This is a genomic window from Klebsiella sp. CN_Kp100, assembly GCF_040065315.1.
Lineage (GTDB): Bacteria > Pseudomonadota > Gammaproteobacteria > Enterobacterales > Enterobacteriaceae > Klebsiella > Klebsiella oxytoca.
Genome location: NZ_JBEAIJ010000053.1, coordinates 1 through 15,142 on the forward strand (window position 1 = coordinate 1; position 15,142 = coordinate 15,142).

The following is a 15,142-nucleotide window of genomic DNA, read 5'->3' on the forward strand; positions in this document are numbered from 1 at the left end:
TCCTGCACGACCCACCAATGTAAAAAAGCGCCCTAAAGGCGCTTTTTTGCTATCTACGATATATAAGATTCGAACCTGCAGCAGGTTCGAGTCGACAAAATTGTCGGGAACAATTTTGCACAACGCGTAGCGTTGCCCGAAGGGTGAGTCTCAGGATGAGACGAGTAGCGAAGAGAGACAACGGAGCCGCTTGCGGCGACGGCCCGAAGGGCGAGCGAAGCGAGTCATCCTGCACGACCCACCAATGCAAAAAAGCGCCCTAAAGGCGCTTTTTTGCTATCTGCCATTTCCTCGAAAATCACAACAATCCGCAATACTTTAATGCTGCGTTAATCTACCGTCGCGCTGTGTTTACCGTGGCTACAATTGGCACAGGCCAGTAGCCCGGACAGATGCGCAGCATCGCCTCCGGGAAATGTGCCGGGCCTGATGCCTTTGCGTGGCTTCATCCCGGGGGCGGCGCTTGACGCGCCTTGCCCGGGCTACAGATTCGTGCGTTCTGCAGGTTTGGCAGCCCGGACAGATGCGCAGCATCGCCTCCGGGAAATGGTCCCTGAGGGCAAAATTCCTCACGACATTTTCTGCACAATCGGCTATCTTGTTTAGCATATAAAACACCATTACCGAATAATGCCGTTTTGCGGGCGTTATTGCGGTTTTCAAGTTAAGCCAGTGAAACGAGACTGCAAGATGAGCGTAATGTTTGATCCGGAAGCGGCAATTTATCCCTTTCCCCCCAAGCCCATGCCGTTAAACCGCGATGAGAAGCACTTCTATCGTGAAAAAATTAAACGCCTGCTGCGTGAACGCGATGCGGCAATGGTGGCCCATTACTACACCGACCCCGAAATTCAACAACTGGCTGAAGAGACCGGTGGCTGCATCTCCGACTCTCTGGAAATGGCGCGCTTCGGCGCCCGACATTCCGCCTCTACGCTGCTGGTCGCCGGCGTACGGTTTATGGGAGAAACGGCGAAAATCCTCAGCCCGGAAAAAACCATCCTGATGCCCACGCTGCAGGCGGAGTGTTCATTGGATCTTGGCTGCCCGATCGAGGCGTTCAGCGCTTTTTGTGACGCTCACCCGGACCGTACCGTTGTGGTCTATGCCAATACCTCTGCGGCGGTTAAGGCTCGCGCCGACTGGGTTGTGACCTCCAGTATCGCAGTGGAACTCATTGAGCATCTGGATAGCATGGGGGAAAAAATCCTCTGGGCGCCGGACCGCCATCTGGGCAGCTACGTGCAAAAACAGACCGGCGCCGACGTGCTGTGCTGGCATGGGGCCTGTATTGTTCATGATGAATTCAAAACTCAAGCGCTGGCAAGAATGAAAGCGCTATATCCGCAGGCTGCGGTTCTGGTTCACCCGGAATCATCGCAGGCGATCGTCGATATGGCCGATGCGGTAGGTTCAACCAGCCAGTTAATCAGTGCGGCAAAAACGCTCCCGCACCAGCAGCTGATTGTCGCCACCGACCGGGGTATTTTTTACAAAATGCAGCAGGCGGTGCCGGAAAAAGAGCTGCTGGAAGCCCCTACGGCAGGCGAAGGAGCGACCTGCCGCAGCTGCGCGCACTGTCCGTGGATGGCGATGAATGGCCTGCAGGCCATTGCTGAAGCGCTGGAGAACGGGGGCGCTGAACATGAAATTCATGTTGATGAACAGCTGCGTACCGGGGCGCTGGTTCCGCTAAACAGAATGCTCGATTTTGCGGCTACACTTCGGGGATAGTTCATTACTGCGTCACAGTACGCTCTGGGGATAAGATGGATTTTTTTAGTACGCAGAATATTTTAGTTCACATACCCATTGGCGCCGGGGGCTATGATCTGTCGTGGATTGAAGCCGTCGGTACTATCGCAGGCCTGCTGTGCATCTGGCTGGCGAGCCTGGAGAAAATCGTCAACTATGCCTTTGGGTTAATCAACGTCACGCTGTTTGCAATTATCTTTTTTCAGATCCAGCTGTACGCCAGCCTTCTGCTCCAGGTCTTCTTCTTTGTTGCCAACGTCTACGGCTGGTATGCCTGGTCACGACAGACCAGCGATAACCAGGCTGAGCTGCAAATCCGCTGGCTACCGCTGCCGAAAGCGTTAGGCTGGCTGGCGGCCTGCGTGGTGGCGATTGGCCTGATGACGCTATTTATCGATCCGGTTTTTGCGTATCTGACCAGGATTGCCGTTGCGCTGATGCACGCCCTGGGCCTGCAGGTCGTTATGCCGGCGCTGCAGCCAGACGCATTCCCGTTCTGGGACTCCTGCATGATGGTACTCTCGATTGCGGCGATGATTCTGATGACCCGAAAATACGTTGAAAACTGGCTGCTGTGGGTGATCATCAACGTTATTAGCGTCGTTATTTTCGCCCTCCAGGGGGTTTATGCGATGTCGCTCGAATATTTGATTCTGACATTCATCGCCCTCAACGGCAGCCGGATGTGGATTAATAGCGCGCGTGAGCGAGGCTCTCGAGCGTTTTCCCGCTAGTGGTGATGGTAATGGCCATGCCCGGCGTGCGTCATGTTGAGACGGCACTCCGGGCCGCTGCAGGGCTGATACTCCATCTGCACCGTTACGTGTCCAATTTCGTACTTATGCTGTAAGAAATGTTGGATCCGTTCCAGCAGGCCATCGTGATCGTGCGGCGGCACCACCTGCACGTGCAGCGTCATCACCGTTTTTTCGCCGACCAGCCAGGCGTGGACGTGATGTACATCGCGCACCTCCGGTATTGAGCGACGCAGATCGCGCTTTAGTGCCTCAACATCAAGCGAGCGCGGCGCCCCCTCCAGCAGTTCGTTGACGCTCTCCTGCAGCAAACGCCAGGCGCTGCGCAAAACCAGGCACGATACCAGCACGGACAGGATGGGGTCGATAGGCGTCCAGCCGGTCGTAAGGATCACGATAGCGGCAATAATCGCCCCGACCGAGCCGAGTAAATCCCCCAGCACATGCAGAGCGGCGGCCCGCACATTGAGATTACGTTCTTCACTGCCGCGATGCAGGATCCAAAAGGCCAGAATATTAGCCAGCAGGCCGGCAACCGCAATAACCATCATCGTTTTACCGGCCACCGGCTGCGGATGATGAAAGCGCTGAATGGCCTCCCAGACGATGAGGATCGTAATGACCACTAAAGCAATGGCATTGAGAAAAGCCGCCAGCGTGGTCAGCCGCAGCCAGCCAAAGGTATGTTGCGCATTCGGCGGTCGACTGGCGAAACGCACTGCCAGAAAGGCGAACAGCAGCGCTGCTGCGTCCGTCAACATATGCCCGGCATCGGCCAGCAGCGCCAGTGAACCTGAAATGAGTCCGCCTGCGACCTCAACCAACATGAACCCGGCAGTAACGCAGAACGCCAGCAGTAGCCGACGGGCATTTTTATCTTCGGTGGGTTGCGCAGAATTATGCGAGTGTGATTGCCCCATGGTGCCTTCCCTACATTATTATTTTGATGATTACTTTATGACATGATTCCCTTTCTGGGGTGAATAAAATGAAAAAAAGGAGAGCCTTAGCTCTCCTCCCTGGTGTCCGGTACTCAGCTTACTGGGTGGTACCGTCGGTTTTCGTCGCTTCGTCCTGACCGACTTTTTTATCAGTATCCGGACAGCGGCCATCTTTGCACATTGAGTTTTTGTGCACTTCGTCGCTCGACATGCCGTCATGGTTCATGGTCGAGCCGTCAGGGTGGAGCATGGTGCCGTTGGTATCGGTGGAACCGGAGTTGATTTTACCGTTGTCGACGTTGTTTGGCGCCACGTTTTCACGCGCATCGGGGGCGACCTGGCCCGCGTCGGCCGCTGCGTTCGCTTGCCCATTATTCGACTGCGCCCCGGTATCGGCGGCCAGTGCCGAGCCGCTGGCCAGACCAAGGGTTGCTGCGAGGAGAAGACTGGTTAGCTTATTCATTTTCATTGGATGCTCCTGTTATGTCGATTTGTCGAATTACCTCTTCCAACAGTGCATTTGCCGGAGGTTTGACTCGTTGTGGTTAAAGCTTCGGTGATAGCAAGCGGCATTAATATATAATGCTGAATGCTAAAGAAAATTAAGTTCTAACAGTTAAAAATTATAGCTTGTGGCCACTATTCCGCGACTTTATGGCGTTTTTTAGCCTATTTCCAGGAATATTCTGCCGCTACTGTAAAATCACGTTTACACTTTTTGCATGAAGAGATAGATTGGAGGGATTGCATTTCACTGGATAAGTATGGCAACGCTGGAAATAAGATGAATTATCAGAACGACGATTTACGTATTAAAGAGATCAACGAATTATTACCTCCCGTTGCGCTCCTGGAAAAGTTCCCCGCTACCGAAAATGCTGCCAATACCGTTGCGCATGCTCGTAAAGCGATCCATCAGATCCTGAAAGGGAATGACGATCGCCTGCTGGTGGTCATTGGGCCCTGCTCCATTCACGATCCGGCGGCGGCAAAAGAGTATGCTGAACGTCTGCTTAAGCTTCGTGAAGAGCTAAAAGGCGAGCTGGAAATCGTGATGCGCGTTTATTTTGAGAAACCGCGTACCACCGTCGGCTGGAAAGGGCTGATCAACGATCCGCATATGGATAACAGCTTCCGCATCAACGATGGCCTGCGTATCGCGCGCAAGCTGCTGCTTGATATCAACGACAGCGGGCTGCCCGCGGCGGGGGAATTCCTCGATATGATCACGCCGCAGTATCTTGCCGATCTGATGAGCTGGGGCGCGATTGGCGCGCGGACCACGGAGTCGCAGGTGCATCGTGAGCTCTCTTCCGGCTTGTCCTGCCCGGTTGGATTTAAAAACGGCACCGACGGAACCATCAAAGTGGCTATCGACGCCATTAACGCCGCCGGCGCGCCGCACTGTTTCCTGTCGGTGACCAAATGGGGGCATTCGGCAATTGTGAACACCAGCGGTAATAGCGATTGCCATATTATCCTGCGCGGCGGAAAAGAGCCGAACTACAGCGCGCAGCACGTTGCCGAAGTGAAGGTCGGTCTGGCGAAAGCAGGTCTGCCCGTTCAAATTATGATTGATTTCAGCCACGCCAACTCCAGCAAACAGTTTAAAAAGCAGATGGATGTCGGCGCTGACGTATGTCAGCAGGTTGCCGGCGGCGAGCGGTCGATTATGGGCGTGATGATTGAAAGCCACCTGGTGGAAGGCAATCAGAGTCTTGAAAGCGGCGAACCGCTGACCTACGGTAAAAGTATTACCGATGCCTGCATCGGCTGGGAAGATACCGATACGCTACTTCGCCAGCTGGCCGGGGCGGTAAAAGCGCGTCGCGGTTAAGTCTGCAGCGAACGGCGCAAAAAAAAGCGTGGATTGCTCCACGCTTTTTTTACATCCTGCGAGTATTACTTCGCTTTGCCCTGGTTGGCAACGGCAGCCGCTTTCGCGGCGATCTCGTCGGCGTTACCCAGATAGTAGTGTTTGATCGGCTTGAAGTTTTCGTCAAACTCATACACCAGCGGTACGCCAGTAGGGATGTTCAGTTCAAGGATCTCTGCTTCGCCCATATTGTCGAGGTATTTCACCAGCGCACGCAGGGAGTTGCCGTGAGCGGCGATAATCACGCGCTCACCGCTTTTCAGACGCGGCAGAATCGTTTCGTTCCAGTATGGCACGACGCGGTCGATGGTCAGCGCCAGACTCTCGGTCGTCGGCAGTTCTGCATCGGTCAGTTTGGCGTAGCGCGGATCGTGGCCTGGATAGCGCTCATCGTCTTTGGTCAGCTCCGGCGGCGTTACAGCAAAGCCGCGACGCCACTGTTTAACCTGTTCGTCACCATATTTTTCAGCAGTTTCCGCTTTGTTCAGGCCCTGCAGCGCACCGTAGTGGCGTTCGTTCAGTTTCCAGGATTTCTCAACCGGCAGCCAGGCCTGATCCAGTTCGTCCAGCACGTTCCACAGGGTGTGGATGGCACGTTTCAGCACAGAGGTATAAGCAAAGTCGAAGCTGAAGCCTTCTTCTTTCAGCAGCTTACCGGCCGCTTTTGCTTCACCAACGCCTTTTTCAGACAGGTCAACGTCATACCAACCGGTGAAACGGTTTTCGTTATTCCATTGGCTTTCGCCGTGACGAACGAGTACCAGCTTAGTTACAGCCATACACTTACTCCTCAATACACGTCATCTTTCGCGCCGCCTCGTCGTTGGCTACTTTCACTCACCCTGGTCACATAGTTCACTATGTTCCCGGGGATTTGCTCATTTGCCGCCTTGATGCGACCCGAAATCTGTAGTGTGTATATTTATTGATTGATAACTATTCTCATTATATTGCCGCGATTTACCTCACGGCAATGCTTATCCCTAACCATAGCGAAAATAGTGGCTCAGTGTAAGGTGCTTGTAAAACAGAGGTTATGTTTTTGTCTGTAAGTGACGTAATTTTCAGCAAAATGATAAAAAGCCCTCCATCGGGAGGGCCAGAGGCTATCGAGCGATAAACTGATATTCCGTCAGGCTGACGTACTCTTCGCCGGGGCGCAGTACACAATCCGGCTGCGGCCATTCCGGATGATTCGGAGAATCTGGAAGGAACTCGCTCTCCAGAGCCAGGCCCTGCCAGTCATCGTACGCCTGCGCTGTGCGCGACGGCGTGCCGCCAAGATAGTTGCCGGAGTAAAACTGCAACGCGGGGGCGGATGTATAAACCGTCATCTGTAGCTTTTCGTCCTGCGACCAGACGTGAGCGGCCGGAGTATCGGCATTCCCCAGCGCCTGTAGCAGGAAGGCATGGTCATAACCTTTTACTTTTTGCTGATCTTCGTCGCGCAGGAAGTCGTCCGCCAGGGTTTTCGGCGTGCGGAAATCGAAGCTGGTCAGGGTGACGTTTTGCAGATCTCCCCCCGGAATACCGTCGCTTTCGACGGGCAGATAAACATCGGCAAAAATTTGCAGCTTATGGTTGCGCACGTCGCTCTGCACGCCATCGAGGTTGAAATAGACGTGGTTTGTCAGATTCACCGGGCACGGCTGGTCCACGGTGGCGCGATACTCAATAGCGATCCGGTTATCGTCGGTCAGGCGGTAGTGCGCGGTTGCCGTCAGATTACCGGGATAGCCCTGATCGCCATCGCGGGAGGAGAGAGAAAACAGCGCGTGGCGAGCGTCAGCGCTAACAATTTGCCAGCGGCGCTTATCAAAACCTTCCGGTCCGCCGTGGAGCTGATGGCCAGCCTCGTTGGAGGGCGTCAGATTGATGAGCTGGCCATCCAGGGTAAAGCGGCTGTTGGCAATACGGTTAGCGTAACGGCCTACGGAAGCGCCAAGGTAAGCGGCCTGGCGCGTATAGTCGCCGGGGGTCGCGCAGCCGAGCAGCGCTTCTCGTTCGCTACCGTCCGCCAGGGGCACGCGCGCGGAGAGCAGCGTCGCGCCCCAGTCCATCACGGTGACCGTCATGCCTGCGTCGTTACGCAGGGTAAGAAGATTCCATGGCTGGCCGTCCGGCGCCAGCTCCGTTGTTTGCTTTAGCATTGCCCGGCTCCCTGCGACGGTTTGCAGACGTAGAAGGTCTCTTTAATGCCCGTTTTCGCTTCATACTCTCTGGCAACGGCCTGCTGCACGGTATCAACCAGCTCCTCCGGCACCAGCGCGACGATACAGCCGCCGAAGCCGCCGCCGGTCATGCGAACGCCGCCTTTGTTGCCGATGGTCGCTTTGACGATCTCTACCAGGGTATCAATCTGCGGTACGGTGATTTCAAAATCATCGCGCATGGAGGCGTGAGATTCCGCCATCAGTTCGCCCATCCGCTGCAGGTCGCCTTTTTCCAGCGCCGATGCGGCTTCTACGGTGCGGGCGTTTTCAGTCAGCACGTGGCGAACGCGTTTGGCGACTACCGGATCAAGCTCGTGAGCCACGGCGTTGAACTCTTGCAGCGTGACGTCACGCAGAGCCGGACGCTGGAAGAAGCGCGCGCCGGTTTCGCACTGCTCGCGACGGGTGTTGTATTCGCTGCCCACCAGGGTGCGCTTAAAGTTACTGTTGATAATCACTACCGCGACGCCTTTCGGCATCGACACCGCTTTCGTCCCTAAGGAGCGGCAGTCGATCAGCAGAGCGTGATCTTTTTTACCAAGCGCGGAGATCAGCTGGTCCATAATGCCGCAGTTGCAGCCGACGAACTGATTTTCCGCTTCCTGGCCGTTCAGGGCAATTTGCGCGCCATCGAGCGGCAGGTGGTACAGCTGCTGGAACACCGTGCCGACGGCGACCTCCAGCGAAGCCGAGGAGCTTAACCCGGCGCCTTGCGGCACGTTACCGCTGATTGTCAGATCCGCGCCGCCGAAGGCGTTATTCCGCTGCTGGAGATGCTTCACCACGCCGCGGACATAGTTTGACCACTGCTGGGTATCGTGGCTGGTAATCGGCGAGTCGAGAGAGAATTCATCGGTCTGATTGTCGTAATCGGCGGCAATAACCCGCACGGTACGATCGTCGCGCGGCGCACAGGCGATAACCGTCTGGTAATCAATGGCGCAGGGCAGCACGAACCCATCGTTATAGTCGGTATGTTCGCCGATCAGGTTAACGCGGCCTGGGGCCTGGATAACATGGCTGGCCGGGTAGCCAAATTTCTCAGCAAACAGGGCTTGGGTTTTCTCTTTCAGACTCATGGTTATACTCCGGATTCGCGAAAATGGACGTCGCTCACAGCGCGCAGACGCTCGGCGGCCTGCTCGGCCGTCAGGTCACGCTGGGTTTCAGCCAGCATTTCATAGCCGACCATAAATTTACGCACCGTGGCGGAACGCAGCAGCGGCGGGTAAAAATGGGCGTGCAGCTGCCAGTGATTATTCTCTTCATCGTTAAACGGCGCGCCGTGCCAGCCCATGGAGTAGGGGAATGAGCACTGGAACAGGTTGTCGTAACGACTGGTCAGCTTTTTCAGCGCCAGCGCGAGATCGCTGCGCTGGTCGTCGGTCAAATCAGTCAGGCGCTGGACGTGCGCTTTTGGCAGCAGCAGCGTTTCAAAAGGCCACGCGGCCCAATAAGGAACCACGGCGAGCCAGTGGTCAGTGTCAACGATAGTACGGCTACCGTCGGCTGATTCGCGCTGCACGTAATCCACCAGCATCGGCGCGCCGTGCTCGGTGAAGTACGCTTTTTGCAGACGATCTTCGCGTTCCGCCTCATTAGGCAGAAAGCTGTTGGCCCACACCTGCCCATGGGGGTGCGGGTTGGAGCAGCCCATCGCCGCCCCTTTATTTTCAAAGACCTGCACCCAGGGGTAGCTCTTTCCAAGGTCGGCGGTCTGCTCCTGCCACGTTTTAACCACGCCTTCCAGCGCCTCAACGCTCAGTTCCGGCAGCGTTTTGCTGTGATCTGGCGAGAAGCAGATGACCCGGCTGGTGCCGCGGGCGCTCTGACAGCGCATCAGCGGATCGTCGCTTTCCGGGGCATCAGGGGTATCGGTCATCAAAGCCGCAAAGTCATTGGTAAAAACAAACGTGCCGGTGTAGTTCGGGTTTTTGTCGCCGGTGACGCGGGTATTGCCCGGGCACAGGAAACAGTCCGGATCGTGCGCGGGCAAGGTCTGCTTTGCCGGCGTTTCCTGCGCCCCCTGCCAGGGGCGCTTGGCGCGATGCGGAGAAACCAGAATCCACTGCCCGGTTAACGGGTTATAACGACGATGTGGATGGTCGACGGGGTTAAATACGCTCATGAAGGTTCCTTAGTCTGGATAACCCTGCGGATGACGGGACTGCCAGTGCCAGGTGTCCTGCGCCATTTCGTCAAGGTTGCGCGTCACGCGCCAGTTCAGCTCGCGGTCGGCCTTTTCAGCGTCCGCCCAGTAGGCCGGGAGGTCGCCTTCGCGGCGCGGCGCGAAGTGGTAGTTAATCGGTTTGCCGCAGGCTTTGCTAAAGGCATTGACCACGTCGAGTACGCTGCTGCCGACGCCTGCGCCAAGGTTATAGATATGCACGCCGGCTTTGTCGGCCAGTTTTTCCATCGCCGCGACGTGGCCGTCGGCAAGGTCCATGACGTGAATGTAGTCACGTACGCCGGTGCCGTCTTCGGTTGGGTAGTCGTTGCCAAATACCGCCAGCGATTCACGGCGCCCAACCGCGACCTGCGCGATATACGGCATCAGGTTGTTCGGAATGCCCTGCGGGTCTTCGCCCATATCGCCCGATGGATGGGCGCCAACCGGATTGAAGTAGCGCAGCAGTGCGATGCTCCAGTCCGGCTGCGCTTTTTGCAGGTCAGTCAGGATCTGCTCAACCATCAGCTTGCTTTTGCCGTACGGGCTCTGCGGAGTACCGGTCGGGAAGCTCTCGACATAAGGAATTTTGGGCTGGTCGCCGTAGACGGTGGCGGAGGAGCTGAAAATAAAGTTTTTCACGCCCGCAGCGCGCATAGCGGAAACGAGTTTTAGCGTTCCGGTTACGTTGTTGTCGTAATATTCAAGCGGTTTGGCGACGGATTCCCCGACGGCTTTCAGGCCGGCAAAATGGATCACCGCTTCAATGGCGTGATCGTGAAGAATTTCCGTCATCAGCGCTTCATTACGAATATCGCCTTCAACAAAGGTGGCGCTTTTGCCGCCGAGACGTTCAATGATTGGCAATACGCTGCGCTTACTGTTGCAGAGATTGTCGAGAATAATCACGTCGTGTCCCTGCAGTAGCAGTTGAACGCAGGTGTGACTTCCAATGTAACCGCTACCACCTGTAACCAGTACTTTCATGATTCGCTCCAATAGGCTTATCGTGTGAGAAGAAGATAGCATACCAAAGAAGGTAAAAGTGTGACATAGGGCAAATTGGTGGAATCGTTTACACTAAAATTTCCAGCCGTAGCTTTTAAGATTTTTTGATTATAGTACAGGGGGTTAATTTATGATCAGGCTATTATTCTGAAAAAATAAGGGATCCGCAGACCCCTTTACAGGCTTAATTTTCCAGCGGGCCGACCCGGTAGGTGTAACCGTCTCCACTGCTCACGAACGCCAGGCGATGGGTGATGCAGTCGGGAGCGTCTTCCGCATGGTGGGAGACAAACAGCAGCTGCGTCGCCCCTTCGCTAATGAGCACATCAACAAAGCGGCGCACCAGCTGGCGGTTGAGCGGATCCAGCCCCTGCAGCGGTTCATCGAGGATCAGCAGGGTAGGGTGCTTGACCAGCGCGCGGACGATCAGCGCCAGCCGCTGCTGCCCCCAGGAGAGGCTATGGAACGGCGCATCGGCGGTGCGTTTATCAATCCCCAGAATATCCAGCCAGTTCTGCACCAGCTTATGCTGTTTGTCGGAAACGGCCTGATAGATGCCAATCGAGTCGAAATAGCCCGAGAGAATCACGTTACGTACGTTGGTGCTGACGCGGTATTCAAGGTGCAGGCTGCTGCTGACGTAACCGATATGCTTCTTAATATCCCAGATCGTTTCCCCGCTGCCGCGGCGGCGGCCAAACAGGGTCAGGTCGTTACTATAGCCCTGGGGATGGTCGCCGGTGACCAGGCTGAGTAGCGTCGATTTACCGGCGCCGTTGGGGCCGACTATCTGCCAGTGTTCGCCGGGATTTACCGTCCAGTTCAGATGATTAATGATGGGGCGGTCATTGTAGGAAACCCTGCCGTCGTTGAGCACGATGAGCGGCGCATCGTCGTCCAGCCCAAGACGCGCGGCCGGGGCATCGGGCTCCGGCAGCGTCATGCCATCAAGCCTTTCGCTGTGGGCCAGCTGGGCAATGAGCGCCTGCTGCAGCAGGGCCTGCTTTTCGCCGGTTTCGCTCAGAACACACTCCGCCAGCACGCCGGCAAACTGAACGAACTCCGGGATTTCATCGAAACGATTAAGAACCAGCACCAGGGCGATCCCTTCGCCGTTGAGCGTGGCCAGCAGCGCCGCAAGCTGCTGGCGTGAGGCGATATCAAGACCGTCGAACGGCTCATCAAGGATAAGCAGGTCGGGGTCGCCCATCAGCGCCTGGCACAGCAGGGTCTTACGCGTTTCTCCGGTAGAGAGATATTTAAAGCGGCGCTCAAGCAGGTGGCTGATAGCGAACTGTTCAGCAAGGCGGGCGCAGCGGGAGGGGTCTTTAATCTCATCCTGGATAATTTCCGCTGTCGTGCGTCCGGTATCTTCTTCTCCGGGGCTGAGCAAGTCCGTGTTGTTGCGCTGCCACTCATCGCTGACCAGCTTCTGCAGCTGTTCAAAAGAGAGACGGGTAACGCGTGCGAACGTATTCTCGCGCTGTCCGCTGAGCAGCGTCAGCTCTCCGGATAGCGCCCGCGCAAGGGCCGACTTCCCGCTGCCGTTGCTGCCGACGAAAGCCCAGCTCTCGCCAGCCTGCACGCAGAGCTGTTCAATATTTAACGTTTTGGTGTCGCTCAGGCGAAACATGCCTTGCGAAATTTGCAATGATGACATTGTGTATCCCACTTTTTGCAGCGATTTATTTCAGGGATACGTCTTCACGCCCACAATGTCAATGGCGTTAGCATAACGTGGCGAGAATGATGCGATCGGCATTGAAATATGCTATCGCTTCCGCGCCTTCGGCCAGATCGCGCGTCTGTTCCACCGGCAGGGTGGCGCAAAGGCTTTGACCATCCGGGAGCGCCATCAGTACTTCGCACTGCTCCGGCCCGCGTTCGATGCGGCTGATTCGGCCGGACAGCTGATTATCAGCCTGTACCGCCTGCGCGGCATCCAGGGTGATGCCAACCCACGGCGCCTTCAGCAGCACTAATACTTCCTGGCCTTCATCCAGGCCAAGACGATCGGCGCTTTGGGCGGTAATCGCGACTTTGAGACGGGTTTGCCCGTCGGCCAGCAGGACCTCCACGTGCTGCTGAACCTGCTGATGGTCGCGGCCGGTAATCGTGCCGAACCACTGGTTGCGCGCGCTGGTCTGCAGAGAGAATCGCGAAATGGCGGCCAGCAGGCTGTCGAGGGGAAGGGCGTCATCATCGCTCAGGACATCGAACGCTTTCTGCTGAATCTGCGCCAGCAGGTCGTAGAGCTGAATCAGCCGCTGCCCGTAACGGGTGAGGACCGCGCCGCCGCCGCCTTTGCCGCCGGTCGCCCGGTCAACCAGGGTCTGCTCGCTGAGCTGATTCATTTCATTAATGGCATCCCATGCGCTTTTATAGCTGATGCCGGCATTTTTGGCCCCCTGGCTAATGGAGCCGGTCAGGTCAATTTGCTTCAGCAGGGCGATACGACGGGGATCGGCGAACAGGCGCTGCTGTAATTTAAGGGTAAGGAGAATTTCGGCCTGCATAATCATGTCCTGATGAAAAAAAGGTATTGTGACCGATAGCGGTCATCTTGCAAGATGCTTCTGCGGCGGCAGTCCGTGAGGCACCGCACAAATGGGGCGTGTTTTTCCGGCGGAATTCGTTACAATAAAGTATTCGTACTTTCTGGAGCCAACCATGTTAGAGCTATTGAAAAGTCTGGTTTTTGCCGTAGTCATGGTCCCTGTGGTGATGGCTGTCATCCTGGGGTTGATTTACGGGCTGGGCGAAGTGTTTAACCTCTTCTCCGGAGCCGGCCATAAAGACAGCAGGCCGCAAAACCACTGATTTCCCCCGCGCCCGGTTTGACCGGGCGTTTTTATTTTTCCCCCTTCGTTTGATCCTCCGCTCATTACCCCTAATTTTCTCTGGGAAAGTCCTGGCTCTATCGTTATATTGTCAGCTACATAACGAACCTACGGGAGATTCAGATGGCAGGTCAATGGTTACGCTTTTTTGCCGGAACAACGTTAACGCTCTGCGTTGCCGGTCACGCGCTGGCGGATGAGGGCAAAGTGACGGTTTTTGCCGCAGCATCGCTCACTAACGCCATGCAGGATATCGCTAAAGAGTATAAGAAAGAGAAGAACGTTGAGGTTGTCTCTTCATTTGCTTCTTCATCCACGCTGGCGCGCCAGATTGAAGCGGGCGCGCCGGCGGATCTGTTTATCTCCGCCGATCAAAAATGGATGGATTACGCGGCCGGGAAAAAGAGCATTGATTCTGCTTCTCGGACGACCCTTCTCGGAAACAGCCTGGTCGTGGTAGCGCCGAAAGCCAGCGCTCAGGGCGAGATAAGCATCAATGATAAAACCAACTGGACCAGCCTGCTGAAAGGCGGCCGCCTGGCCGTTGGCGACCCGGAACACGTGCCTGCTGGCATCTATGCGAAAGAAGCGCTGCAAAAGCTGGGAGCCTGGGATACCCTGTCGCCTGAGCTGGCTCCGGCAGAGGACGTGCGCGGCGCGCTGGCCCTGGTTGAACGCAGCGAAGCCCCGCTGGGGATCGTGTACGGCTCTGATGCGGTCGCCAGCAAGGGGGTAAAAGTTGTCGGTACCTTCCCGGAAGATTCCCATAAGAAGGTGGAATATCCGCTGGCAATCGTCGACGGCCATAAAAATGCCGCGGTCAGCGCGTTTTATGACTATTTAAAAGGGCCGGAAGCGTCCGCCATCTTTAAACGTTACGGATTCACTACCCACTAATGTTCTTAAGCGATCCTGAATGGCAGGCGGTACTGCTGAGCCTGAAAGTCTCCTCCCTGGCGGTGGTAGTTAGCTTACCTTTCGGCATCTTTTTTTCCTGGCTGCTGGTTCGTCGGGATTTTCCCGGCAAAGCGCTGCTCGATAGCGTTATCCACCTGCCGCTGGTGCTGCCGCCGGTGGTGGTGGGCTATCTGTTGCTGATTGCGATGGGGCGCCGCGGCTTTATCGGCAGCTGGCTATATGACTGGTTTGGGCTGAGCTTTGCGTTTAGCTGGCGCGGCGCGGTGCTGGCGGCGGCGGTCATGTCCTTTCCGTTGATGGTGCGGGCCATTCGCCTCGCGCTGGAAGGGGTGGACATCAAGCTTGAGCAGGCGGCGCGTACCCTGGGCGCTGGGCGCTGGCGCGTATTTTTCACTATTACGCTACCGTTGACGCTACCCGGTATTATCGTCGGCACCGTGCTGGCTTTTGCCCGTTCGCTGGGCGAGTTTGGCGCCACTATCACTTTTGTTTCCAATATTCCCGGTGAAACGCGTACCATCCCTTCGGCCATGTATACCCTGATCCAAACCCCCGGGGGAGAAGGCGCAGCCGCGCGTTTATGCTTGATTTCGATTGTGCTGGCGCTGGTATCGCTGCTGATTTCCGAATGGCTGTCCCGCCTCAGCCGTCAGCGGATGGGGAAATAAC

15 protein-coding genes are annotated in these 15,142 nt (G+C 56.2%); 6 read left to right on the forward strand and 9 right to left on the reverse strand.

Going from position 1 to position 15,142, the window contains the following annotated elements; translation table 11 throughout:
- The first annotated feature begins 690 nt into the window (after positions 1 to 690).
- A complete protein-coding gene (nadA, locus tag ABLV12_RS23580) occupies positions 691 to 1,734 on the forward strand; it encodes a quinolinate synthase NadA (protein ID WP_064397497.1) in 1,044 nt (347 codons plus the stop codon).
- A 35-nt stretch (positions 1,735 to 1,769) separates the two neighbouring features.
- Positions 1,770 to 2,489 carry a nicotinamide riboside transporter PnuC gene (gene pnuC / locus ABLV12_RS23585; protein ID WP_004100343.1) on the forward strand — a complete coding sequence of 240 codons (720 nt, stop codon included), beginning with the start codon at positions 1,770 to 1,772 and terminating at the stop codon, positions 2,487 to 2,489.
- Here the strand turns inward: pnuC and zitB are convergent.
- Both zitB and ABLV12_RS23595 read right to left on the reverse strand, forming a co-directional pair.
- Positions 2,486 to 3,430 carry a CDF family zinc transporter ZitB gene (gene zitB, locus ABLV12_RS23590; protein WP_201506092.1) on the reverse strand — a complete coding sequence of 315 codons (945 nt, stop codon included), beginning with the start codon at positions 3,428 to 3,430 and terminating at the stop codon, positions 2,486 to 2,488. The two genes, pnuC and zitB, sit on opposite strands and share 4 nt — an antisense overlap.
- A 118-nt stretch (positions 3,431 to 3,548) precedes the next feature.
- Positions 3,549 to 3,920: a YbgS-like family protein gene (locus tag ABLV12_RS23595; protein ID WP_064397502.1), complete on the reverse strand. Its 372-nt coding sequence runs from the start codon at positions 3,918 to 3,920 to the stop codon at positions 3,549 to 3,551.
- 315 nt (positions 3,921 to 4,235) lie between these two features.
- Here ABLV12_RS23595 and aroG point away from each other — a divergent pair, with 315 nt between their 5' ends.
- Positions 4,236 to 5,288, forward strand: a complete 1,053-nt coding sequence (gene aroG / locus ABLV12_RS23600) for a 3-deoxy-7-phosphoheptulonate synthase AroG (protein ID WP_064345080.1) — start codon at positions 4,236 to 4,238, stop codon at positions 5,286 to 5,288.
- 65 nt (positions 5,289 to 5,353) lie between these two features.
- On the opposite strand, the gene gpmA is transcribed toward aroG, so the two are convergent.
- From gpmA to modE, 7 genes are all read right to left on the reverse strand, one after another.
- The gene (gene gpmA, locus ABLV12_RS23605) at positions 5,354 to 6,106 is read right to left on the reverse strand and encodes a 2,3-diphosphoglycerate-dependent phosphoglycerate mutase (RefSeq protein ID WP_004100351.1); all 753 of its coding nucleotides are present in this window, start codon (positions 6,104 to 6,106) and stop codon (positions 5,354 to 5,356) included.
- A 327-nt stretch (positions 6,107 to 6,433) separates the two neighbouring features.
- Positions 6,434 to 7,477 (reverse strand): galactose-1-epimerase, encoded by a 1,044-nt coding sequence (gene galM / locus ABLV12_RS23610; RefSeq protein WP_004100353.1) that lies wholly within the window; start codon positions 7,475 to 7,477, stop codon positions 6,434 to 6,436.
- Entirely contained in the window at positions 7,471 to 8,619 is a 1,149-nt protein-coding gene (gene galK / locus ABLV12_RS23615; RefSeq protein WP_017146319.1) for a galactokinase, read from the reverse strand. The genes galM and galK overlap by 7 nt, the downstream gene beginning before the upstream one ends.
- 2 nt (positions 8,620 to 8,621) lie before the next feature.
- Positions 8,622 to 9,668, reverse strand: coding sequence for a galactose-1-phosphate uridylyltransferase (gene galT, locus ABLV12_RS23620; RefSeq protein WP_201506095.1), 1,047 nt, complete (start codon positions 9,666 to 9,668; stop codon positions 8,622 to 8,624).
- A 9-nt stretch (positions 9,669 to 9,677) separates the two neighbouring features.
- Positions 9,678 to 10,694 (reverse strand): UDP-glucose 4-epimerase GalE, encoded by a 1,017-nt coding sequence (gene galE / locus ABLV12_RS23625; RefSeq protein ID WP_004100360.1) that lies wholly within the window; start codon positions 10,692 to 10,694, stop codon positions 9,678 to 9,680.
- A 205-nt stretch (positions 10,695 to 10,899) separates the two neighbouring features.
- Positions 10,900 to 12,375 (reverse strand): molybdate ABC transporter ATP-binding protein ModF, encoded by a 1,476-nt coding sequence (gene modF / locus ABLV12_RS23630; RefSeq protein ID WP_160887545.1) that lies wholly within the window; start codon positions 12,373 to 12,375, stop codon positions 10,900 to 10,902.
- Between the two features lie 67 nt (positions 12,376 to 12,442).
- Entirely contained in the window at positions 12,443 to 13,231 is a 789-nt protein-coding gene (gene modE / locus ABLV12_RS23635) for a molybdenum-dependent transcriptional regulator (RefSeq protein ID WP_004100364.1), read from the reverse strand.
- 154 nt (positions 13,232 to 13,385) lie between these two features.
- On the opposite strand from modE, the gene ABLV12_RS23640 reads away from it, so the two are divergent.
- The 3 genes from ABLV12_RS23640 to modB all read left to right on the forward strand — a co-directional run bounded on the left by ABLV12_RS23640 (position 13,386) and on the right by modB (position 15,141).
- Positions 13,386 to 13,535, forward strand: coding sequence for an AcrZ family multidrug efflux pump-associated protein (locus ABLV12_RS23640; protein ID WP_004848993.1), 150 nt, complete (start codon positions 13,386 to 13,388; stop codon positions 13,533 to 13,535).
- A gap of 143 nt (positions 13,536 to 13,678) precedes the next feature.
- Positions 13,679 to 14,452 (forward strand): molybdate ABC transporter substrate-binding protein, encoded by a 774-nt coding sequence (modA, locus tag ABLV12_RS23645; RefSeq protein WP_348867393.1) that lies wholly within the window; start codon positions 13,679 to 13,681, stop codon positions 14,450 to 14,452.
- Positions 14,452 to 15,141, forward strand: a complete 690-nt coding sequence (modB, locus tag ABLV12_RS23650) for a molybdate ABC transporter permease subunit (RefSeq protein ID WP_348867394.1) — start codon at positions 14,452 to 14,454, stop codon at positions 15,139 to 15,141. The genes modA and modB overlap by 1 nt, the downstream gene beginning before the upstream one ends.
- The last annotated feature ends 1 nt before the right edge of the window (position 15,142 follow it).

Bases quoted from the DNA above. Each gene is read 5' to 3' on its own strand.
- galM (WP_004100353.1), bottom strand. From the start codon at position 7,477: ATGCTAAAGCAAACAACGGAGCTGGCGCCGGACGGCCAGCCATGGAAT.
- modA (WP_348867393.1), top strand. From the start codon at position 13,679: ATGGCAGGTCAATGGTTACGCTTTTTTGCCGGAACAACGTTAACGCTC.
- aroG (WP_064345080.1), top strand. From the start codon at position 4,236: ATGAATTATCAGAACGACGATTTACGTATTAAAGAGATCAACGAATTA.
- zitB (WP_201506092.1), bottom strand. From the start codon at position 3,430: ATGGGGCAATCACACTCGCATAATTCTGCGCAACCCACCGAAGATAAA.
- ABLV12_RS23595 (WP_064397502.1), bottom strand. From the start codon at position 3,920: ATGAAAATGAATAAGCTAACCAGTCTTCTCCTCGCAGCAACCCTTGGT.
- galT (WP_201506095.1), bottom strand. From the start codon at position 9,668: ATGAGCGTATTTAACCCCGTCGACCATCCACATCGTCGTTATAACCCG.
- modF (WP_160887545.1), bottom strand. From the start codon at position 12,375: ATGTCATCATTGCAAATTTCGCAAGGCATGTTTCGCCTGAGCGACACC.
- gpmA (WP_004100351.1), bottom strand. From the start codon at position 6,106: ATGGCTGTAACTAAGCTGGTACTCGTTCGTCACGGCGAAAGCCAATGG.
- nadA (WP_064397497.1), top strand. From the start codon at position 691: ATGAGCGTAATGTTTGATCCGGAAGCGGCAATTTATCCCTTTCCCCCC.
- modE (WP_004100364.1), bottom strand. From the start codon at position 13,231: ATGCAGGCCGAAATTCTCCTTACCCTTAAATTACAGCAGCGCCTGTTC.
- galE (WP_004100360.1), bottom strand. From the start codon at position 10,694: ATGAAAGTACTGGTTACAGGTGGTAGCGGTTACATTGGAAGTCACACC.
- ABLV12_RS23640 (WP_004848993.1), top strand. From the start codon at position 13,386: ATGTTAGAGCTATTGAAAAGTCTGGTTTTTGCCGTAGTCATGGTCCCT.
- galK (WP_017146319.1), bottom strand. From the start codon at position 8,619: ATGAGTCTGAAAGAGAAAACCCAAGCCCTGTTTGCTGAGAAATTTGGC.
- modB (WP_348867394.1), top strand. From the start codon at position 14,452: ATGTTCTTAAGCGATCCTGAATGGCAGGCGGTACTGCTGAGCCTGAAA.
- pnuC (WP_004100343.1), top strand. From the start codon at position 1,770: ATGGATTTTTTTAGTACGCAGAATATTTTAGTTCACATACCCATTGGC.